This is a genomic window from Streptococcus oralis, assembly GCF_003944215.1.
Classification (GTDB): Bacteria; Bacillota; Bacilli; order Lactobacillales; family Streptococcaceae; genus Streptococcus; species Streptococcus oralis_BI.
In genome coordinates, this window is record NZ_RJVZ01000011.1 from 1 (window position 1) to 20,168 (window position 20,168).

At 42.7% G+C, this 20,168-nt stretch carries 24 protein-coding genes and 1 pseudogene; 3 read left to right on the forward strand and 22 right to left on the reverse strand.

Features of this window, described 5'->3' with window-relative positions:
• The 18 genes and pseudogenes from D8804_RS07075 to D8804_RS07160 all read right to left on the reverse strand — a co-directional run.
• Positions 1–653 (reverse strand): annotated as a pseudogene (locus D8804_RS07075) (hypothetical protein); the annotation flags it as partial.
• A gap of 67 nt (positions 654–720) precedes the next feature.
• Complete coding sequence (locus tag D8804_RS07080) at positions 721–1,290, reverse strand: GNAT family N-acetyltransferase (RefSeq protein ID WP_125399286.1); 570 nt, start codon at positions 1,288–1,290, stop codon at positions 721–723.
• 283 nt (positions 1,291–1,573) lie between these two features.
• Entirely contained in the window at positions 1,574–1,969 is a 396-nt protein-coding gene (locus D8804_RS07085; RefSeq protein WP_125399287.1) for a helix-hairpin-helix domain-containing protein, read from the reverse strand.
• A 97-nt stretch (positions 1,970–2,066) separates the two neighbouring features.
• The gene (locus D8804_RS07090; protein ID WP_000119707.1) at positions 2,067–2,321 is read right to left on the reverse strand and encodes a DUF1912 family protein; all 255 of its coding nucleotides are present in this window, start codon (positions 2,319–2,321) and stop codon (positions 2,067–2,069) included.
• 9 nt (positions 2,322–2,330) lie between these two features.
• On the reverse strand, positions 2,331–3,665 hold the full coding sequence (locus tag D8804_RS07095) for a DUF438 domain-containing protein (RefSeq protein WP_125399288.1): 1,335 nt from the start codon (positions 3,663–3,665) through the stop codon (positions 2,331–2,333).
• Positions 3,665–3,898: a DUF1858 domain-containing protein gene (locus D8804_RS07100; RefSeq protein WP_000368739.1), complete on the reverse strand. Its 234-nt coding sequence runs from the start codon at positions 3,896–3,898 to the stop codon at positions 3,665–3,667. The genes D8804_RS07095 and D8804_RS07100 overlap by 1 nt, the downstream gene beginning before the upstream one ends.
• Positions 3,899–4,289: 391 nt before the next feature.
• Positions 4,290–4,472 (reverse strand): hypothetical protein, encoded by a 183-nt coding sequence (locus D8804_RS07105; RefSeq protein WP_000505782.1) that lies wholly within the window; start codon positions 4,470–4,472, stop codon positions 4,290–4,292.
• A 1-nt stretch (position 4,473) separates the two neighbouring features.
• On the reverse strand, positions 4,474–5,253 hold the full coding sequence (locus D8804_RS07110) for a hypothetical protein (protein ID WP_125399289.1): 780 nt from the start codon (positions 5,251–5,253) through the stop codon (positions 4,474–4,476).
• Positions 5,254–5,405: 152 nt separating this feature from the next.
• Positions 5,406–5,756 (reverse strand): 30S ribosome-binding factor RbfA, encoded by a 351-nt coding sequence (gene rbfA, locus D8804_RS07115; RefSeq protein WP_001273601.1) that lies wholly within the window; start codon positions 5,754–5,756, stop codon positions 5,406–5,408.
• A gap of 166 nt (positions 5,757–5,922) precedes the next feature.
• Positions 5,923–8,706: a translation initiation factor IF-2 gene (gene infB, locus D8804_RS07120; RefSeq protein WP_125399290.1), complete on the reverse strand. Its 2,784-nt coding sequence runs from the start codon at positions 8,704–8,706 to the stop codon at positions 5,923–5,925.
• Between the two features lie 16 nt (positions 8,707–8,722).
• Positions 8,723–9,022 carry a YlxQ-related RNA-binding protein gene (locus tag D8804_RS07125; protein WP_001041396.1) on the reverse strand — a complete coding sequence of 100 codons (300 nt, stop codon included), beginning with the start codon at positions 9,020–9,022 and terminating at the stop codon, positions 8,723–8,725.
• Positions 9,015–9,308: an RNase P modulator RnpM gene (gene rnpM / locus D8804_RS07130; RefSeq protein WP_000857555.1), complete on the reverse strand. Its 294-nt coding sequence runs from the start codon at positions 9,306–9,308 to the stop codon at positions 9,015–9,017. The genes D8804_RS07125 and rnpM overlap by 8 nt, the downstream gene beginning before the upstream one ends.
• A 21-nt stretch (positions 9,309–9,329) precedes the next feature.
• Positions 9,330–10,466 carry a transcription termination factor NusA gene (nusA, locus tag D8804_RS07135; RefSeq protein ID WP_125399291.1) on the reverse strand — a complete coding sequence of 379 codons (1,137 nt, stop codon included), beginning with the start codon at positions 10,464–10,466 and terminating at the stop codon, positions 9,330–9,332.
• Between the two features lie 42 nt (positions 10,467–10,508).
• A complete protein-coding gene (rimP, locus tag D8804_RS07140; protein ID WP_125399292.1) occupies positions 10,509–10,988 on the reverse strand; it encodes a ribosome maturation factor RimP in 480 nt (159 codons plus the stop codon).
• 126 nt (positions 10,989–11,114) lie between these two features.
• Positions 11,115–11,750, reverse strand: coding sequence for a tRNA (guanosine(46)-N7)-methyltransferase TrmB (trmB, locus tag D8804_RS07145; RefSeq protein ID WP_125399293.1), 636 nt, complete (start codon positions 11,748–11,750; stop codon positions 11,115–11,117).
• Positions 11,747–12,541, reverse strand: a complete 795-nt coding sequence (ccrZ, locus tag D8804_RS07150; protein ID WP_084976038.1) for a cell cycle regulator CcrZ — start codon at positions 12,539–12,541, stop codon at positions 11,747–11,749. Before ccrZ ends, trmB begins: the two co-directional genes overlap by 4 nt.
• 47 nt (positions 12,542–12,588) lie before the next feature.
• The gene (locus D8804_RS07155; RefSeq protein ID WP_125399294.1) at positions 12,589–13,638 is read right to left on the reverse strand and encodes an ABC transporter permease; all 1,050 of its coding nucleotides are present in this window, start codon (positions 13,636–13,638) and stop codon (positions 12,589–12,591) included.
• On the reverse strand, positions 13,635–14,366 hold the full coding sequence (locus tag D8804_RS07160) for an ABC transporter ATP-binding protein (protein ID WP_125399295.1): 732 nt from the start codon (positions 14,364–14,366) through the stop codon (positions 13,635–13,637). The genes D8804_RS07155 and D8804_RS07160 overlap by 4 nt, the downstream gene beginning before the upstream one ends.
• Before the next feature lie 67 nt (positions 14,367–14,433).
• On the opposite strand from D8804_RS07160, the gene D8804_RS07165 reads away from it, so the two are divergent.
• The 3 genes from D8804_RS07165 (at position 14,434) to D8804_RS07175 (ending at position 15,855) form a co-directional block, all read left to right on the forward strand.
• Positions 14,434–14,844 (forward strand): HIT family protein, encoded by a 411-nt coding sequence (locus D8804_RS07165; RefSeq protein ID WP_125399296.1) that lies wholly within the window; start codon positions 14,434–14,436, stop codon positions 14,842–14,844.
• Positions 14,845–14,853: 9 nt separating this feature from the next.
• Positions 14,854–15,132, forward strand: coding sequence for a hypothetical protein (locus D8804_RS07170; RefSeq protein ID WP_125399297.1), 279 nt, complete (start codon positions 14,854–14,856; stop codon positions 15,130–15,132).
• A 63-nt stretch (positions 15,133–15,195) separates the two neighbouring features.
• Positions 15,196–15,855, forward strand: coding sequence for a hypothetical protein (locus tag D8804_RS07175; RefSeq protein WP_125399298.1), 660 nt, complete (start codon positions 15,196–15,198; stop codon positions 15,853–15,855).
• Positions 15,856–15,931: 76 nt separating this feature from the next.
• Here D8804_RS07175 and dnaJ read toward each other — a convergent pair whose 3' ends face one another.
• The 4 genes from dnaJ to grpE form a co-directional block, all read right to left on the reverse strand.
• Positions 15,932–17,068 (reverse strand): molecular chaperone DnaJ, encoded by a 1,137-nt coding sequence (dnaJ, locus tag D8804_RS07180; protein WP_001066316.1) that lies wholly within the window; start codon positions 17,066–17,068, stop codon positions 15,932–15,934.
• A 278-nt stretch (positions 17,069–17,346) separates the two neighbouring features.
• Positions 17,347–17,547: a hypothetical protein gene (locus D8804_RS07185; RefSeq protein WP_023917214.1), complete on the reverse strand. Its 201-nt coding sequence runs from the start codon at positions 17,545–17,547 to the stop codon at positions 17,347–17,349.
• Positions 17,548–17,559: 12 nt separating this feature from the next.
• A complete protein-coding gene (gene dnaK / locus D8804_RS07190; RefSeq protein ID WP_125399299.1) occupies positions 17,560–19,389 on the reverse strand; it encodes a molecular chaperone DnaK in 1,830 nt (609 codons plus the stop codon).
• A 240-nt stretch (positions 19,390–19,629) separates the two neighbouring features.
• Positions 19,630–20,145: a nucleotide exchange factor GrpE gene (gene grpE / locus D8804_RS07195; protein ID WP_001288016.1), complete on the reverse strand. Its 516-nt coding sequence runs from the start codon at positions 20,143–20,145 to the stop codon at positions 19,630–19,632.
• Positions 20,146–20,168: the final 23 nt, after the last annotated feature.

Here is a 20,168-nt window from a genome sequence, read left to right on the forward strand (position 1 = left end):
ATCCAATACAACATAAACCCTGAGCTAATACTCATTGCCGAAGTTAACAAACCAAAATATACTAATTCATATCTTGTCCATTCTTTAATTTTTTTAGTGAATTCTTTGAAGTGGAAGGTACCTAATATCATTAAAATAGATATACAGAACAGTTCAACTTGAACCCACAGCTCTTCAAATTTAATCAGAATTAATAAAGAATTGGATATAGGTTCGACAACAAGTAAAAAGTATATAAAGCTATTAATAATGTCAAATCTTATCTCATACTTAGACCTCTCCCAGTCGTACTTCCAAAGCAAACGAACATAATCGGCTAACTCTTCTACCTGTTCAGTATTAGATATATCAATTTTTTTAATCAACCTCCATATATGACCGTCATGCAAATAAAAAGAGTCTTTGTCTTCAGCAGTTAAATTCTTTCCATATGGATTAATTCGTGATTTTAAGCGTTGAATAGCTTCTGAACGTTTACCTACTTTACCCAAGTCATCTAAAATAGCTTGGATATCTTTTCTCCACTCTGAACGCTCTTTAGTTATAAAATCAAGTTTATTCTTTTTGCTACTATTTATGAATGTTAAAAATGCACTTAGGACAGCTCCTATACCAGCTCCACTGAGAAGACTAATAATCTGATCTGTATTCACTTTTTTTCACCTCTCTTTGAATTACTAATATTATCTCCCAACTGTTCGAAATTATCGAACAGTTCAACTAACAGTTATTACCGTCCTCCCACTCACTCTTCAGCAAGCCATATACCAGACTATCACAGCGATTGCCTTGAGCGTCTTTGCGGTCTCGGATGCGAGCTTCGAGAGTGAAACCAAGCTTCTCTGCGACTCGTTGACTTTGAAAGTTATATCCAAAGCAAGACAATTCAATTTTATGTAGATTCAATTCTTTAAAAGCTAGGTCAATCAAGGCACGCGCCGCTTCTGGTACATAACCACGTCCCCAATAGTCTGGGTGCAAGGTATAGCCAATCTCCAGTACATCGTCTTCGTGCCGATGGTTGAAATCAACAGATCCGATGACTTTATCGGTTCCTTTAACGACAATTCCATAGCCTGCTGGGAGATTGTTCTTTTCATTACGCTCGGGCAGAATATACTCCAGATAATAAATCTCATCTTCCAAGGTCTTGACGGGTGGAAAGCCTGCTGGATAGGCAACTTCTGGCAGACTAGCATAGGCATGGATATCTTCGGCATCCGCCACTGTGCGGACTCGTAAGACGAGACGCTCCGTTTCTAATCGTTCTGGTAATTGTGCTTGCTCCATCTTCAGCCCTCACTTTCCATAAAAAAAATCGCCCCTGCCATCTACATGACAGGGACGAATGTGTTTATCCGCGGTACCACCCAATTTCGGGCAAGGCCCGCAACTCTTGTCTTTGAAGGATATACAAAGACACTTTTATTTCATTTTTTATCCATCAGCAACCAGTTTTGACACATTTGTGGACTTCTCAGCTCCGCCACTTTCTGTAAAATGTGGGATTCAAAACACCTCTGATGGCTTTATTGTAGCAAGTTTTTCACGGAAATGCAAGGAACAAGAAAAATTACTTGAACTTGATGCCGTTTTCTTTCAATTTCTTAATGGTAGCTGGGCCGATTCCCTTCAAGGCAAGGAGTTCTTTTTCAGTCCAGTTTTTAAAGTCAGAAGCTGACTTGATGCCTTCATCATAGAAAGTCTTAGCGCGATCTACTGAGAGGCCACCCAAAGTAGCTGCGAAATCTTCTACAGAATTGGCTACTTTTTGAGCTTGTTCCTTGGTCGCTTCTACTGCTTGTTCCACTTTTTTAGAGACAACTTTTCCTGCTTGGCTGGCAGATTTTTCTGCATGTTTCACGACTTTCTTAGTCTCTTCGACAACCTTGGTCACTGTAGTTGAAAAGGCACCTGAACGACGAAGGCTATTTCGCAATTGTTTTTTACGTTGGAGTTTCTTTGACATGATAAAATCCTTTCAATAAAAAATCCCTGCTCTGACAAGGATTTAATAAAGATATTTTATCAAGATTTTGGCAAAAAATCAAGAAAGTATCTGAATTTTAATAGTTTCTCTCACCAAACAAGCCTTCTGGTAAATCATGGAATCCCTTGCCTGCCTTGAAATTTTCAAACTTACCAAGCAAAAACTGATAAGCATCCAAGCGACTCTCGTAGCGAATCATGGCATCTTTGGCACGTTCGTCTTGGTCTTCTTCGTAGACTTTTTGACTTTCCTTGTGCGCCATGTCATTGATCATGATCTGGGTATTAACCCAGGCTTCAAATTCCTTCATAAATTCTTGTTCGTAACTCATTGCTTCTCCTTATTCTAATCCACGGAAGTAGTCCGTATCAATCTCTCGGTAGGGCTGGATATCCTGAACGTACTCTAGCACGCCTTGAAATTCTCCGTTCTCATCGTGTACCGCAGCATATGTGATGTGGACAAACTTACCTCGGGACTCAGACTTGAACCACATTTCATACTTGTCCTTGACCCCTTCACGAAGACCTTGCATAACAGCTTTCACCTTGTCTAGGTACTTGGGCGGATGACAAAGCTCGACATTGCGCCCGACTTGGGACGGCGTCCGTTTGAAAATCATCTCATCAGCTGGCGTATTGTCATTGTAATACTGGAAAATATCGTCTTTATTGACAAAGGTAATCTCCATGGGGAGGTGATTGAGGATGAGGTTGGCCTGCTCGACGGAGAGATAGCCATTGCCAAAAGCCTGTTGACTATGACGGTCCAGCACCGCTTCCTTTTCCTTAGGGGTAAAGATAATGGTAAACTGACCTTCAGGCGTATCAATAACTTGCTGAACTTGACCTTCAGCCGTGTCTAGTTGTACTGGCTCCTCTGCGCTCTTTTCCTCAACAAAACGCTGTCGTTCTGGAATCCATTTCTCAGACGGACGGATGATGGCATAGCCGTAGGCATCGCTCTCCTCCGCAATCTGAATCCAATCATCCTGGGTGAAAGACTCGAGGAGAATCATGAGAAGGATGGACTCTTCCTTGAAAATCATACTTTCAAACTCTGTCGCAAAAGCTTCGAAAGTTTCCTTTACAGTGGAAATCGCTACTTCTGGTAGTGACTTGGCTGTCGCTAGAGCTGTCTGAAAGAGTTCTCTAATCTGATCATCCACTCCCCACATGATCTTAGGAGGTGAATCGTGACCATAGCGCTCCATGATGGGAAAAAAAAGCTCTTCCTTGCGCTGATAGTGGATATCAAATTGCCCCAAAAGCCCCATTTGACGAACCAAACCCTTGCGCATCTCCGCCAGCATTTCCTCGTCTTCCATAGACTCATAGGTATCTAACAATCTCCGAATGCGAATCAAGGCCGCACGGAGGGCCAGATTTTCATCCTTGAAGACGCGAACGGGGTGGCCAGGATGCTCGGTATCCTCTACTTCCACACCCTTAACAGCGTTTTTAAAAAGATTAGCATGGACATCACAGAGCTCCATGACATCTTCAAAGGTGACACCTGAGTCTGAGTTCATCAGCTCGTGCTCCATGAGAGAAATCTCAATTGCCGAGACACCTGTAAAGGTCGCATCAAAACGCTCCTGAACTGACTCAGGAGAGGCGCCATTATGCAATTCTAACAAAATATCCCGTAGGATATGAATCCGTTCATCTGCCATTAGTCTAATCCAATCACTTCATAGCCGTTCGCTTCCAGCGTGCGGACAATCTTGTCCATAGGAGTTCCTTCAAGCTTAGAACCCTGTTTGAGCGATACTTTGCGACCAACTGTGTTGCGCATCAAGGGATTAGCAAGTGGTTTAAAACCGAGCTCTACTAGGATTTCCAAGACTTCCGGATGCTTGTCCACCACTTCCGCAACGGGAATTGACACATCGATAATATTGTCCATGACGACCTCCATGTATGTTCTAAAATGATTTTGCTGCTTATATTATACCATATGGGAAGAGATTAAAAAACTAGCAGTGGAGTTCCTGCCAGTTTCTTTCATTTGCCTTTAAGTAACCTCTTTGGAGATGAAATCTCTGCACTAAAAGTGATTTAAGTTTCGTACGAATTTCTATTTCTTTGTAATGAAGTTTATTAATATGATGAAAACGAAATAGCCCTTAACTATATGCCTGCATAGTTTTATAATATCCTAAATATCCAATCAATAATTTTGAAAACAGCTTTATAAAAAATTATTTGAAAGAAAAATTTTAGAATTTCCCAAAATAGCCTAATAAGACCTAAAATTGGTTTTATAAAAAGTAAAACAAAAATACTCAAAAAGATTTTCATTCTTTGTCCTCTGGTTTTGCGAGCCACTGGGCTACATCCATCAGCTTGTCAGCAAGCAGTACTTTCCCAAAACCTACTAAAGCATTGTCATCTTTTTTCATGTTTTTCAGAACTTTGACGCTTTGCATCACAAAAAAGTAATTCCCGTAAGTCTTGGCTAGAATTTTAATGAATCCCATATTACTCACCTTCGATGATTTCTGCTTCTTTTCGAATAGTTTCTATGTCTTCTTGATATTGTTCTTCGTTATAGTTGACTAGCTTGGACAATTCCTGTTGCAAGCTTTCACCCATCGGCTTCATGGTCGCAAATGTTAAGCCACCTGAAATAATACCACCTAGGATGGGAATAAATTTCCCCATTCCTTTGGCTAATCCTCCTTTTGTCAGATTGACTCCAAAAATTTTCAAAACTTTTTTCAAAATCGGATACCAAAGCGTCTTTGTCAAGGCTTTCTGGGGAACGGTTTTCATCACTTGCTTAGCAACGGCTACACCTCCCGCTCGAAGCAATGCAGCTGTACCATTTACTCCCAGCATCACACCGAGATACAGTAGGAGTGTGTTTTTAGCTTCTTCGCTCAACTCATTGCGTGATGCCCAGAGATCATCAAATCCGTAAATATACCCTAGTTCCTGAGCTAGTTTTAATGAGAAAGCGTAAAACTGGGCTACATCTGTTGGAATAGTAATTGCCATGGCAAGGCCTCCAGGTAGCCCTGCCAATACCGAAGTGCCGCTGGCCAGCAATACATTGTCCTTAATACAGGCCTTTGCCACTCGGTCCAAACTTTCCTGAGGTAACAAAGAAGTCGGCCCTTGTTCTAATAAGGTTGCAATATCCTTGCGATCTAATTCCTTAGAAAACTTTTCCACCAAAAATTTCTCTCGATCAACTTTGACTACAGGAAGTTTCACCACTTGTTGCAATACTTGCATAGCTATATCTTGTTTAGCCATTTGTATCTCCATTTTTCATTCATATTATGCTTTATCATATCATACTATTTGAAATTTACAAATTTTTTAAACTGCGTTTTACAAGTGCAACATATCGGTGATTAGCAAATAGACTAGTCCGGCAACAAAAAAGAGGGGTCATCCCCTCTTTCTTAATTCTTATCCAGATTGCGTAGCATCTCGTCAATCTTGTTTCCATATTCGATGGATTCGTCTTTGACAAAGGTCAAATCTGGAATTTTGTACAATTTTAAATTGCGACCAAGTTCACGTTTGATGGTGCCAGTTGCTTTTTCAAGCCCGATTTGAGCTTTTTGGTTATCCGAAGCAAGGTTACTCAAAATGGTGTAGTAAACCTTGGCAACAGACAAGTCACCTAGCATCTGAACATCAGTGATGGTCACACCTTGGACACGAGGATCACGGACTTTCTTTTGCAAAATCTCATTGACTTCACGCTTGATTTCCATGCCCACACGATCCGTACGGAAATGATTTGCCATGATATTCCTTTCTCTACTTTGAACCAAAAGCTAGGCCAGCAGACCTAGCTATTTTTATTAGATAGAGGAACTAGAGCCATTTGAATCTAGGAAACAAGCCTTAGATAGAACTAGGGGTTCATCAAGGCGCTGTTGACGACGAGTCAAATCGGCTATCGTTTCTCTATTATCTCTTGATTTCTTCCATGACATACGCCTCAATCACATCATCAGTCTTGATATCATTGTAGCCATCAATCATCAATCCACCTTCACGACCGTTTGTAACTTCTTTCACATCGTCTTTGTAGTGTTTCAAGCTTGCGAGTTCGCCGTCATAGATAACGACACCGTCACGGATGACACGGACTTTAGAATCACGGGTAACCTTACCACTCATAACCATAAATCCACCAATGGTTCCCACTTTAGATACCTTGAAGGTTTCACGGATAACTGCTTCACCGATAACTTTTTCTTCAAATTCTGGATCAAGCATACCTTTCATAGCTTCTTCCATCTCTTCGATAACCTTGTAGATAATGCTGTGGAGACGGATTTCTACATCGTCAGCTTCTGCTTGTTGGCGCGCTTGTGGTGTAGGTCGTACGTTGAAACCAACGATAAAGGCATTTGAAGCTTCCGCAAGTGTCACGTCAGATTCGTTGATAGCACCAACTGCCGAGTGAACGATAGTAACTTTCACACCTTCTACGTCAATCTTTTGAAGTGAGGCAGAAAGGGCTTCAACCGAACCTTGGACGTCGGCCTTGATGATAACATTAACTGATTTGAGTTCACCAGCTTTGAGCGTATCAAAGAGGTTTTCAAGGCTAACACGTTGGGTAGCTTGACGTTGTTTCATGAGCGCGCGTTTGGCACGTTCTTCACCTGCTGCACGCGCAGATTTTTCATCTTCGTAAACAGCAAAGTGGTCACCTGCCATTGGCGCTTCATTCAAACCTGTGATAGAAACTGGTGTTGATGGGCCTGCAACCTTGACACGACGACCAAGGTCATTGGTCATGGCACGGACACGACCGAAGGTATTTCCGACAACAATTGGGTCTTGAACATTCAAAGTACCTTGTTGAACAAGAAGGGTTGCAACCGCACCTTTTCCTTTATCCAAGCGAGCTTCGATAACCGTACCGATAGCACGCACTGTTGGGTCTGCCTTGAGTTCTTGGATTTCAGCCACAAGAAGGACTGTTTCCAAGAGTTCATCGATGTTTTGGTTGAATTTAGCTGAGATTTCGACAAATTCAGAATCTCCACCCCAAGCTGTTGACATAACCCCATGCTCTGCCAATTCACCGATAACGCGTTCTGGGTTGGCACCTGGTTTATCAATCTTGTTAATGGCTACGATGATTGGAACATTCGCCGCTTTTGAGTGGTTGATGGCTTCGATAGTCTGAGGCATAACACCGTCGTCTGCCGCTACGACCAAGATGGTGATATCGGTAACAGATGCACCACGCGCACGCATAGATGTAAAGGCCGCGTGTCCTGGTGTATCAAGGAAGGTAATCTTCTTGCCGTTTTCAACGATTTGGTAGGCACCGATATGCTGAGTGATACCACCCGCTTCACCTGTCGCAACACGAGAGTTACGAAGGGTATCCAAGAGGGTTGTTTTACCATGGTCAACGTGTCCCATGATGGTCACAACTGGTGGACGCTCAACCAATTCATCTTCATTGAGATAACCATCTTCGACGAAGAAACGCTCGATGTCCGCATTGTCCACTTCAACCTTTTGTTTGGCTTCGATACCATAATCTACCAATAGGAGTTCAATGGTGTCACCATCCAAAGATTGGTTTTGTGTGGCCATAACACCCATCATAAAGAGTTTCTTAACGATTTCAGCTGGTTCACGTTTGATACGTTTTGCGATTTCCGCAACAGTCATACCATCCGTATATTCAAATTCGCTTGGCAATTCATGGAACTTACGTTCTGTAACAGGTTTTGGAGTCTGGTTACGGTTGTTTTGCTTGTTCCCTTTTTTATTTTTCTTATTGTTATTCCAGTTACTATTTCTTTGATTTCTCACTTGATTCTGACTACTTCGATTCTTTTGTTGTTTTCTAGGACCATCTTCTTCGTGATCATAATCGCCACGTTCTTTGTCTGGTCGAGCTTGTTTTTTACGACGTGTATCCACTGGCGCTTCTTTCGCTACAGGAGCTACTGTTACGGCTGGCTGAGTTTGTTCAGCTAACTTAGCAGCTTCCTCAAAGATTTCCTCAGGTTCCTTGCGTTTATTAGCTTGAGCCAAGGCTTCTTTGGCAGCTTGCGATTGTTTGAAGCGCTCCTCGCTTGAGCGTGCGTACTCTGCATTTTGCTCTGCTTTTAGGGCTGCCGCACGGGCTTTAAAGTCAACACGTGGTCCAGCTTGTTTTGGCTGGAAGTCTTGTTGCTGACGGCGATCATTGCCACGATTTCCTTGACCTTGTGGTTTTTTCCCTTGGTCGTTAAATCGGCGATTATCGCGGTTTCCTTGACCAGGTTTGCCACCATTACGCCCGTCGTTTTTCTGACGGTTGCCATTTTGTTGTTGGTCACGGTTATTGCCCTTGTTTTGTTTGCGTCGCTCTGCCTGCTCTTTGGCACGTGCCTCACGCTCCGCCTTGAAATTACGACTTTGCGGTTTAGCTGCTACTTTTTCTGTTTTAGGAGCGACTGGCTCAGCAGGTTTTGCCTCTTCCTTGGCTACAGCTGGTTTAGTTGAAACAGGCTTTTCTGCTTTCTTTTCTACACTAACTTTTGGTACTGCAGGTTTTACTTCTGCCTTAGGAGCGGATGCAGATTTAAAACTAGCTGCGATTTGCTCAGCAGCAGCGGTTTCCACGCTCGATGAGTGGCTTTTTACATCCAAGCCCAACTCTTTTGCACGCGCTACAACTTCTTTACTTTCTTTTCCAAGTTCTTTTGCGATTTCGTACAATCTTTTCTTAGACAAATCATGTCCTCCTCTTCTATTCCATAAGAGACCTCATTTTCTTTGTAAATCCAGCATCTGTCACAGCCAAAACCTTTCTCGATTTTCCGACTGCTATGCTTAATTCCAGTGTTGAAAACACGGTTATAACTTCTACTTGATAATAGTCACTTTTATCTTGAATCTTCTTGGTTAGATTGGGGCCAGCATCATGGGCTAGAAAGACTAGCTTGGCTTTCTGGTCTTGGATAGCCTTGACCACCAATTCCTCACCCGATATAATCCTGCCTGCTCGCTGAGCAAGACCCAAGAGATTGCTTATCTTTTGCTTATTCAAGTCCTAACTCTCTTCTTTTTACTTTGTGATCCACATAGGCGATCAACTCGTCATAAAAGCTTTCTTCCACTTCCATGTTAAAGCTACGGTTAAAGACTTTCTTCTTTTTTGCCTCTAGGGCTTCTGCATTGTCTAGCTTGATATAAGCGCCACGGCCATTGGCCTTGCCTGTCGGATCGATAAAGATCTCTCCTTCTTTGTTCTTGACAATGCGCAGCAAATCACGCTTGTCAATCACTTCGTTAGATACAACAGACTTGCGCAAAGGGATTTTTCTTGTTTTCATCTTTCCCTCCTCTAGCAGCTTTTATTCTTCGGTCAATTCATCCGCAGCTGCGTAATCCACTTGACCTGCTTCTTCCATAGCTTCAAACTCACTGGCAGACTTGATATCGATACGGTAACCCGTCAAGTGAGCTGCCAAGCGAACGTTTTGTCCACGACGACCGATAGCAAGAGAAAGCTTGTTATCAGGTACAACGACCAAGGCACGTTTGCTATCATTTTCATCAAAGATAACTTGGTCAACCTCTGCAGGTGCGATGGCATTGTAGATAAACTCAGCTGGATCCGCTACCCATTCAATAACGTCGATGTTTTCTTCAACAGGAATCATACGGTCGCTCTTGGCATCATAACGAGCTGGGTGAAATTTGCTGGTGATCTTCTTGATATTGGCACCACCACGACCAACGATTGTACCGATAGCGTCCACGTTTGGATTGTGGCTACGAACAGCAACCTTGGTACGGTCACCTGCTTCACGAGCTACACTCATGATTTCAACAGTTCCGTCATAAACTTCTGGAATTTCTTGCTCCATCAAACGCTTAATCATCTCTGGATGGCTACGGCTAACAAATACATTGACACCACGAGGATTGTCTTCAACCTTGTAAACGTAGACTTCGATACGGTCATGAGAAGCAAAAACTTCTCCTGGGATTTGGTCTTGTTTTGACAATTGGGCTTCAATACTGCCAAGATTGACATAGATGAAACGGTTGTCAAAGCGTTCTACTGTACCAGACATGATTTCTTGTTCATGTTCCTTGTAAGTATTGTAAGTGATGGCACGTGTTTGCTTGCGCATTTTTTCCATGATGGTTTGTTTAGCAGACTGGGCTGCTACACGACCAAACTCAGCTGGTGCTTCTTCAAACTTGATCTTGTCTCCAAGTTCATAGGCTGAATTGATGGCAAGAGCATCTTTCAAGCTGATTTCCAAACGGCTATCAAACACTTCATCAACAACTTCACGGACAGTATAAACTGTAAAGTCACCTGTTTTTTCATTGAAGTCAATGGCTACGCTATCAGATTGACCATAGCGTCTGCGATAAGCGGAACGAAGCGACTCTACTACTGCGTCGATGATGTCGTCTTTTTTGATTCCCTTGTCTTCTTCCAAAATGCGGAAGGCCTCTAGCATTTCTTTACTCATGTTTTCTTCACTTTTGAATCCTCAAAAGCTATCCTTTCTTTTCTATAGTTTTACTGCTAAACGTGCTTTTGATACTAAACTGTATGGAATTTGGACAGTTTTCTTACGTGTCTTGTCCATATACTCCATAATCAACTCGTCCTCTTCAAAGGATACCAAAGTTCCTTCAAAGACTTTTTGTTTATCAATGGCTTGGTAGAGCCCGACATGGATGTATCTCCCAACAGCTCCAGCGACAGCATCCTTGGTTTTCAAAGGACGTTCCAAGCCTGGACTGGTGATTTCTAGAAAATATTGTTCTGGGAAGGGATCAGGCTTGATAGTGTCTAGGACAGGACTGATGATTTCTGTCAGGTCTGCCGTGTCGTTCAAGGTAATTCCTTCGGGTTTATCTACAAAAATACTGAGAATCATATCACTGCCAATCTTTCCATACTCGATATCCACGAGCTCGAAAGGCGCTTGGATGACAGGTCCTACAACTTCTCTGACTAATTCTACGATTGTTGCGATTGCGTCCACCTCCTCATAAGCAAGAGGCGAAGATATTTCCCCGCCTCTCTTTCTCATATTCTTACTATCAGTATAGCACGTTTGTCAATTTATGTAAAGTATAAGCACTCAAACAGCTGGTTTTCAAGCTATTTCTTAAAATTCTGCCTCAACTCGGTAGATCACTTGACCTTTGCTGGAGAATTTTTGCTCATATTCCGTCATGACATTGCCTTCAAAATCACTGGCATGCAGGTCCAACCAAACTCCGTTCAGTTTCATCCCATACTGAGAAAAACTCACCAAGCTGTACTCAAACAAGCCACGATTGTCTGTCTTGAAATGGATTTCCCCATTCTCAGGCAAAATGCGCTTGAAGGTATCCAAGAAACTCTTGTAGGTCAAACGACGTTTTTCATGGCGTTTTTTAGGCCAAGGATCAGAAAAGTTTAGGTAGAGACGATCAATCTCACCGTCTTCAAAGTAGTCCGTCAAATCAGAACCATCTACCCACAACAACTTGATATTAGGAACTCCAACTTCTAATACCTTATCCAAGGCATAACTCAATACAGACTTTTGAATGTCAATCCCGATGTAGTTGATGTCAGGGTTTTGCTTGGCCATTCCAGATACAAAGGCCCCTTTCCCACTCCCTACTTCAACATGAATCGGATGATCATTTCCAAACAAGTCTCGCCATTTCCCTTTAGCTTCCAAGGGATTGAGGATAACATACTGGGGATTGGCCTCTAGTAACTCTGTCGCCCCTTTACGATTTCTAACTCTCATCTTTTCTTTCCATACTTGTCACGGAAGACACGCAAGGCATAAATCTCCCGGTTTACATTATCTAAATCTTGATTTACAAAGTATTTGGTAATCTGGCTCAAGTAAGAATACTGACCATACCAATACAATTTATCTAACACTGTCTGATTGTACTTATAGCCGTAGTCTCTCAACCATTGACGCCACTGATGATCTGGAATATAATGACACAGCATATGCGCCACATCAAACATGCGATCCGTCAGGCGAACCGAATCCCAATCCACTAGATAAACAAGCCCACTCTCTGTCTCAATCCAATTACTATGGCGAAGATCCCCATGCACAATCGTTGCATGATCTTCCCTAAAGCCTGGAACCGTTCTGCGCAAATCATCAATCACCGAATTTAAGTACTGATGTCGTTTCAAGACTTCAGGTGCTTCTTGCCTCCAAGACTGCAACAAGTCTACTGGCGTCTCCATGGTATACCCCAAACGGCTCAACTGCTTCATCAAGGGACGTGAGCGGTGAAGACGTGTCAAGATATTAATGATCTGCTTGCGGTTCATATCGTGCGGTGTCAAGATTTTGCCCGTCAACCATTCCTGGGCACACATATCACGGCCATCCGCTAAACGACGAGTCCATAGTAATTGAGGAGCGATTTGTTCTCTGGCTAGGCCAGGTAGGATTGGAGAGGTGTTCATTTTTACAAAGACGCGCTTCCCATCAGGGTAGCTTCCCATATAAGCCTTGCCGCTCTTCCCAGGTATAGGGGTCAGCGTTAGCTCATTATCACCCAAGTCCATTTCTTTCCTCCGTATAAAGTTTCCTTACTATTCTACTAGTTTTTGGTCTATTCGTCAACCAGTCTTTTCAGTTGGTAAGGTAAATAAAACAATTGTAGGAAGAGACTAGCCCCTACAAGAGTCAACAAGGCTATTTTTTCTTGAAAAATCACTGCTCCGACCAGCAATTCCAACAAAAGAACGACACTTCCCACACCGACTACAATCTGTTTCAATCCCTTCTCTTTCTCTCCTTTTTCTAATGGAAAGAGCTGGGTCAAGTATTGGTAATCAAAGGCATGATAGAGGGTCAATAACTGAAAGAGCAAGAGATAGTTAAACAGAACCACTACTGCCGTCGCAATCCAAGACTGCTCGATAAAGACCTGCGCTAACAAAGAAAGCAAGAGCAGACGTAGACTAAGGGCAAAGAGGTCTCCATTTCGCAGGTAAGAACGAAGATAGAGGTTTTGCCAAATCTTGCCAGGCACTTTCTGAACTACTTTAAGGATAAAATCCAGATAAGCGCGACGTTTGACACTATTTGAAACTCCCTTGACCTGAGTAAAGAGAGCAAAGAAACGAAGCAAGACTTGCTTGCGCTTGCTTTCTTGGGCAATCACATAGTCCCAGTCAAGACCAGTCTCAGTATAAAATTTACTGGCTTTTTGGCGAAAGAGGAGGTATTTCCCAATCCCCAATAAAAGCATATAGGCAAAAAAGGCTGGCAAGCCATAACCCATGGCTAAAAACAAGGGCGCAAAAAGAAGTAAGCAGAGAGTCTGTACCAATAGCCAAAAGACCAGTGAGCGCACCGTCTGCCCTTTGAGGTGGGACTTGACCTCCTCTTCACTGACTAAGAGAAAGAGCTTGTCAGGTACTTCCATGTAGGTCGCGATTCCTCCCCAAGCTAAAAGCAAGGCAGAGACAATCCCCAAAAACAAGAGAATAGGCCAATGATTTTCAGGAAAATCTTGCAAGAGTTGACTGTACTGGTAAGCTAGAAAACCAATGAGAACCAGCAGGAACAAGACAAAGTGGTCATTGAGAACATAACGCAGATAACCGACACATTCCTTACGAAAAGCCTGCTTTCGCTTTAAAAACAAGTCTTTCATAGCTCCTCCTCTTTGGTCAGAGCCAAGTAAATATCATTCAAACTCGCTTCAGGCATGGCAAAGGCCTCGCGGAGTTGCTGGAGATTCCCCTGAGCCCGCACCTCTCCCTTGTGGAGGATAACAAAGGCGTCACACATCTTTTCCGCCGAATCTAGCACATGGGTACTCATGAGAATGGACTTGCCTTTTTGCTTTTCCACTTCCAAAAGCTGAATCAAGTCTGAAATCGCCAAGGGATCTAGACCAAGAAAAGGCTCATCCACGATGAAAAGACTCGGATCCACCACAAAAGCACAGATAATCATAACCTTCTGCTTCATCCCTTTGGAAAAATGCACAGGAAACCAATCTAATTTTTGATCCAAACGAAACATTTTTAACAAAGATCCTACTCGCTCAAAAGCCACATTTTGCTCAATACCGTAAGCCATAGCCACCGTTTCGATATGCTCTCTGAGGGTCAATTCCTCATACAAGCTAGGCGTTTCTGGGATGTAGCCAATCTGCTTGCGATAGTTGGTCGCATCTTCTCGCAGGGTCAAACCATTAATCTTAATTTCCCCACTGTAAGGCGTCAAAAGACCGATAATCTCATTGATAGTCGTTGATTTCCCAGCACCGTTAAGACCAATCAAACCAACCAACTGCCCACTTTCAACTGTAAAGGACACATCTTTCAAGACAGGGACATGAACATAGCCACCTGTCAGGTTTTTAATTTCTAACATATTTTCTCCGAATCTGGTATAATGTAGCTATATTATATCAAAATTCAATACAGTAGAGGTGGATTTTATGTCAGATTGCATTTTTTGTAAGATCATCGCAGGGGAGATTCCTGCTTCAAAAGTATACGAGGATGAGCAGGTTCTTGCCTTTCTTGATATCTCTCAAGTAACTCCTGGACACACCTTAGTCGTACCCAAAGAGCACTATCGCAATCTTTTGGAGATGGATGCCTCAAGTGCTAGCCAACTCTTTGCCCAAGTGCCACTGGTAGCTCAAAAAGTTATGAAGGCTACCAAGGCTGTCGGCATGAATATCATCGCCAACTGTGAGGAAGTTGCTGGTCAAACAGTCTTTCATACTCACGTGCACCTCGTACCTCGCTATGGTGCAGAAGATGACCTCAAGATTGACTTTATCGTCCACGAACCTGACTTTGACAAACTTGCCCAAGTCGCTGAAACCATTAAAAACGCTTAAGGAGATGCCATGAAACTATCAAATCTACTGCTATTCGCAGGAGCTGCAGCTGGAAGTTATTTTGTCGTGAAAAATCGCCAAGCCATCACAGAGGAATTTATGGATACTAGCGACCGTGTCGAGGCCATTAAGGATGATTTAGATATCATCCAAAACAGCATACAAATCATCGACCAACAAAAAGCTCTTATCAAGGAATATCAAAAAGATTTGACCTATAAATTTAAAGTCTTGGAAAAAGATTTCCAAACCAGAATGGCGGTCCTCCAAGAAGAAAAACAAGAATAGTAAATCCTCCAACTTTCCTTAAATCCATTTTGGGTTACTAGATTCGAACAGAAAAGGGAGGGAATGAAAGTGAAACAGTTTTTAAAAGTTCTAGCAAAGGTCATCGCGATCCCTTGTGGTTGCCTCTGCCTGCTTGCAGCCTTGGCATTTCTACTACTGATGAATCTTTTCAAGGCCTCACCGGGTGACATCCAAAAAGGGAATGAAACCTTAAAACAAATCTTTATCTCCCTTGACCTCCCTCCTGAGAAAGTAGAATCAAATGGAAGGTATCAATTCGAGGGTGGAGGCTTAAATTTTTATGTTACTTTCCCAGATGAGGTTATCAATAGCCACCCAGTCCTAAAAGAAAGTCCGAAACTCACCAAAAATCGACTCGAAGTCTATGTCCTCCAGACAGGAGAAATTTCATACTATAAAGTAGGGGATAACTTGTTCAATCATGGTTTATTGCAGTTTTTAGAGAAAGAAAGCGAGAAGTATCTCCAAGAAATCGGAAAGAAATTTAATCCCAATTACTCACTTCTCTTTTGGAATGATCAGGAAAGTCTAAAAAAAGGAATTGCATTCTATGAAAAAGCTTTGACTTTAGTGGATATTCAGGATAACTCGGCAATCAACCACATTGATACCATCACCGTTAAGCCTGGCAAAGAAGCAGAAATCAAGCAACTCATTCAGGACATGGATGCAGCTGGCTTGCTCACTCAAAAGTATAAATAGTAGGCTAACTGGAAAATGATTTTCGGCGCTAAATTTTCAAAGATAACAAAAAAAGAGCCCGACGGCTCTTTTTACTTTATTCTCCTTCAAAGGCATCTTTTATATGGTCAAAGAAGCCTTTTTTCTTTGGATTGACTTTCAAGTCACCTGCAGCTGCGAATTCCTTCAAGGCTGCTTTTTGGCGGTCGTTTAAGCCTGTCGGAGTCACGACATTGACTGTAACATATTGATCACCAACGGCACCACCACGAAGGCTCGGCGCTCCCTTGCCACGTAGACGGAATTTCTTGCCTGTCTGAGTTCCTTCTGGGATGACCAATTCAACATCGCCATGCACGGTTGGAATTTCCACAGTATCTCCAAGGGCTGCTTGGACAAAGTTGAGGTTCAGATTGTAGAATATAGTCGTTCCTTCACGTTCAAATTTATCACTAGCTTCTACTGAAACCACCACGTACAAGTCTCCATAAGGACCACCGTTAAAGCCTGCTTCACCTTGACCCGCTAGGCGGATTTGTTGGCCTGTTTCCACACCAGCAGGGATCTTCACATGTACGCTATGAGCTTGTTTTTCATGACCTGTTCCGTGACAAGTTGTACATGGATCTTTGATTTCTTTTCCGCGACCATGACAGACATCACAGGTTACTTGGCGGCGCATCATACCAAGCGGAGTCTGCGTATCGACGTTAATAACACCAGCGCCATGACAGCGTCCACAAGTGACTGGACTTGTCCCTGGCTTAGCACCAGATCCATTACATGTACGACAGCTTGCCTCACGGTTGTATTTCACTTCTTTTTCCGTTCCGAAGATGGCTTCTTCAAAAGTCAAATTCACACGATACTGGAGGTCATCCCCTTGACGAGGAGCATTTGGATTGCGCGAAGCTCCGCCTCCTCCGAAAAAACTTGAGAAGATATCTTCAAAACCACCGAAGCCACCTGCTCCGTCAAAGCCACCGAAACCGCCAGCACCACCAAAGCCACCGTTGGCACCCGCAGCCCCATATTGGTCGTAGGCTGCACGTTTTTGGTCATCACTCAAAGTCTCATAAGCTTCTTGAACTTCCTTGTATTTTTCCTCAGCGCCAGGCTCCTTGTTGATATCTGGGTGATATTTTTTTGAAAGCTTACGATAAGCCTTTTTGATCTCGTCTGCCGAAGCGTTTTTTGACACCCCCAGACGATCATAAAATTCAGTATTGTTCATACAAGATACTAAGAGCGAACAGAAAGCGACTGAAATTTAGGAAACCAACAAGAAATCCTGATTTCTTAGGAAGTTTATCTAATTTCCAAGCTTTCCGCTCGAGTTCAATTACGAACACCCTTATTCCTTTCTATTAATATTACGGAACGAAACCTCAATCTAGGTCGGGTTCAATTCCTTTCTTTTATATTAATGAGGCAAGACCCAAACCAATCAGGTTTAATCCCTTTTTACCGAAAAACAGAGGTTGGTTTATCAACCCCTGTGATTGGACTCATTTAACTTAGTACATTTACTAGAATACCTATAGCAATGGGAAATGCCATTAGTTCTAGAAATTTTTGAAGTAAATATTTTGGTTTCATACCCAGTAATGTCTTATCTCCACCTTCTTTAACAGGATAGGCAATAAGAATCAAACTTCCGTAGATAATGACATACCAAAATAACGTTTTCATGATATCTGCTACGTTATCCAAAAATAACTCCTCCTATTTCTCCGTAAACTCTCCGTCTACGACGTCATCGCCTGCGTTTCCTGTTGCTTGTGCGCCTTCTGCTCCTGCTTGTGCTTGAGCTTGTTGTGCTGCTGCAGCTTGTTCGTAAAGTTTAACAGCAAGTCCTTGAGCTTTTTCGTTCAATGCTTCAAGTTTTGCTTTCATTTCGTCCAAGTTGTTGTCTTCTTGGGCTTTCTTAAGATCATCAAGGGCAGCTTGGGCAGCGTCGCGTTCTGCGTCGAAGCCTTTACCTTCAGTTTCCTTGATGGTCTTTTCAGTCGCAAAGATAGCTTGGTCTACTTCGTTACGAAGGTCAACTTCTTCTTTACGTTTCTTATCTGCTTCAGCGTTTGCTTCAGCATCTTTCATCATGCGGTCAATTTCTTCGTCTGTCAAACCTGAGTTAGATTGGATCACAATAGTTTGTTCTTTTTGAGTTCCAAGGTCTTTGGCTTTAACAGATACGATACCATTCTTGTCGATGTCAAATGTTACTTCGATTTGTGGGATACCACGAGGTGCAGCTGGGATATCTGTCAATTGGAAACGTCCAAGAGTCTTGTTATCTGCTGCCATTGGGCGTTCACCTTGAAGAACGTGGATATCAACGGCTGGTTGGTTGTCTGCTGCAGTTGAGAAGACTTGTGATTTAGATGTTGGAATAGTAGTGTTACGGTCGATGAGTTTTGTGAAGACGCCACCCATTGTTTCGATACCAAGTGACAATGGTGTTACGTCAAGAAGGACAACGTCTTTCACATCACCAGTAATCACACCACCTTGGATCGCAGCACCCATAGCAACTACTTCATCAGGGTTTACTGATTTGTTTGGTTCTTTACCAGTTTCAGCTTTCACAGCTTCTACAACGGCTGGGATACGAGTTGAACCACCAACAAGGATAACTTCGTCGATTTCTGACAAGCTCAAACCTGCATCTGAAAGGGCTTGACGAACTGGAACTTTTGTACGCTCTACAAGGTCACGAGTCAAATCGTCGAATTTGGCACGAGTCAAAGTCATTTCCAAGTGAAGAGGTCCAGCCTCACCCGCAGTGATGAACGGCAAGCTGATTTGAGTTGAAGTTACACCTGAAAGGTCTTTCTTAGCTTTTTCAGCTGCATCCTTCAAACGTTGCATTGCCATCTTGTCAGTAGACAAGTCAATACCGTTTTCTTTCTTGAATTCTGCTACCAAGTGGTCGATAATCTTTTGGTCAAAGTCGTCACCACCGAGTTTGTTATCCCCTGCAGTTGCCAATACATCGAAGACACCGTCGCCGAGTTCAAGGATAGATACGTCAAATGTACCACCACCAAGGTCGAATACCAAGATTTTTTCTTCTTTGTCAGTCTTGTCCAAACCGTAAGCAAGAGCCGCTGCAGTTGGTTCGTTGACGATACGTTCTACTTCAAGGCCAGCGATTTTACCAGCGTCTTTTGTTGCTTGACGTTGTGCGTCGTTGAAGTAGGCTGGAACTGTGATAACTGCTTTCGTTACTTTTTCACCAAGGTAATCTTCAGCATAACCCTTCAAGTATTGAAGAATCATAGCTGAGATTTCTTGTGGAGTGTATTCTTTTCCATTTGCAGAAACTTTTTCAGAAGTTCCCATCTTAGATTTGATTGAGATAACTGTATCTGGGTTTGTTACTGCTTGGCGTTTTGCAGCGTCACCGACGATGATTTCGCCGTTTTTGAATGACACTACAGATGGCGTTGTGCGGTTTCCTTCTGGGTTTGCGATGATTTTGCTTTCAGTTCCTTCAAGAACCGCAACTGCTGAGTTTGTTGTACCTAAGTCAATACCGATAATTTTAGACATGTGTTTTTCTCCTTATTAGTTAATTTTCTATTTTTGATATTTCCCTTAAGTGGTGGGGACGTGAGCAAATCCCTTCGGAATTTCATCACTAATTTTTGAGCCTAAAGTCTCAAAAATCCCCTGTTTCAGTAGCGTACACTACTGAAACTTTCACCACGGCGGAAAATATCGATTTGCAAGCCTCTGGCTTGCCTCTTATCTTCATTCATAGTTTATTGTCGTTTCGGACAAGATTTCAATTTAATTGTACACCACCACCATTGCTGGGCGTAGGATGCGGTCGTGGAGTTTGTAGCCTTTTTGGAAGACTTGGGCGATGGTGTCTGCTGGGTGTTCATCGTCTGCTGGGAGAGTTTGGATAGCCATGTGATAGTTGTGGTCAAATTCACCATCAGCTGCGATTTCTTCGATTCCTTCTTCTTTCAAAGCGTGAATCAAGCTCTCTTGCACCATCTCCAATCCTTTTTTGACATCGTCTGTCAATCCTTCAACTGCAAGTGCACGTTCTAGGTTATCGAGCGATGGTAAGATTGCTTTTGCCAAATCTTGACTACGATAGCGCTGCAAGTTTTGACGCTCTTCATTAGCTCGGCGCTGGATATTTTGCATTTCTGCATGAGCACGAAGATATTTATTTTCAAACTCGTCCGCACGTTCATTTGCCAAGTCTAACTCTGACTTTTCAGGAGTTGTTTCTTCAACTGTTTCCACAACTTCCTCTTCTTTTACTTCTTCGTTTTTTATTTCCTCAGACATTTTTCGCCTCCTTTTTAGGAATT

Coding starts and splice junctions, on each gene's coding strand:
- D8804_RS07080 (WP_125399286.1), bottom strand. CDS start 1,290: ATGGAGCAAGCACAATTACCAGAACGATTAGAAACGGAGCGTCTCGTC.
- D8804_RS07085 (WP_125399287.1), bottom strand. CDS start 1,969: ATGTCAAAGAAACTCCAACGTAAAAAACAATTGCGAAATAGCCTTCGT.
- D8804_RS07090 (WP_000119707.1), bottom strand. CDS start 2,321: ATGAGTTACGAACAAGAATTTATGAAGGAATTTGAAGCCTGGGTTAAT.
- D8804_RS07095 (WP_125399288.1), bottom strand. CDS start 3,665: ATGGCAGATGAACGGATTCATATCCTACGGGATATTTTGTTAGAATTG.
- D8804_RS07100 (WP_000368739.1), bottom strand. CDS start 3,898: ATGGACAATATTATCGATGTGTCAATTCCCGTTGCGGAAGTGGTGGAC.
- D8804_RS07105 (WP_000505782.1), bottom strand. CDS start 4,472: ATGGGATTCATTAAAATTCTAGCCAAGACTTACGGGAATTACTTTTTT.
- D8804_RS07110 (WP_125399289.1), bottom strand. CDS start 5,253: ATGGCTAAACAAGATATAGCTATGCAAGTATTGCAACAAGTGGTGAAA.
- rbfA (WP_001273601.1), bottom strand. CDS start 5,756: ATGGCAAATCATTTCCGTACGGATCGTGTGGGCATGGAAATCAAGCGT.
- rnpM (WP_000857555.1), bottom strand. CDS start 9,308: ATGAAAACAAGAAAAATCCCTTTGCGCAAGTCTGTTGTATCTAACGAA.
- nusA (WP_125399291.1), bottom strand. CDS start 10,466: ATGAGTAAAGAAATGCTAGAGGCCTTCCGCATTTTGGAAGAAGACAAG.
- trmB (WP_125399293.1), bottom strand. CDS start 11,750: ATGAGAGTTAGAAATCGTAAAGGGGCGACAGAGTTACTAGAGGCCAAT.
- ccrZ (WP_084976038.1), bottom strand. CDS start 12,541: ATGGACTTGGGTGATAATGAGCTAACGCTGACCCCTATACCTGGGAAG.
- D8804_RS07155 (WP_125399294.1), bottom strand. CDS start 13,638: ATGAAAGACTTGTTTTTAAAGCGAAAGCAGGCTTTTCGTAAGGAATGT.
- D8804_RS07160 (WP_125399295.1), bottom strand. CDS start 14,366: ATGTTAGAAATTAAAAACCTGACAGGTGGCTATGTTCATGTCCCTGTC.
- D8804_RS07165 (WP_125399296.1), top strand. CDS start 14,434: ATGTCAGATTGCATTTTTTGTAAGATCATCGCAGGGGAGATTCCTGCT.
- D8804_RS07170 (WP_125399297.1), top strand. CDS start 14,854: ATGAAACTATCAAATCTACTGCTATTCGCAGGAGCTGCAGCTGGAAGT.
- D8804_RS07175 (WP_125399298.1), top strand. CDS start 15,196: ATGAAAGTGAAACAGTTTTTAAAAGTTCTAGCAAAGGTCATCGCGATC.
- dnaJ (WP_001066316.1), bottom strand. CDS start 17,068: ATGAACAATACTGAATTTTATGATCGTCTGGGGGTGTCAAAAAACGCT.
- dnaK (WP_125399299.1), bottom strand. CDS start 19,389: ATGTCTAAAATTATCGGTATTGACTTAGGTACAACAAACTCAGCAGTT.
- grpE (WP_001288016.1), bottom strand. CDS start 20,145: ATGTCTGAGGAAATAAAAAACGAAGAAGTAAAAGAAGAGGAAGTTGTG.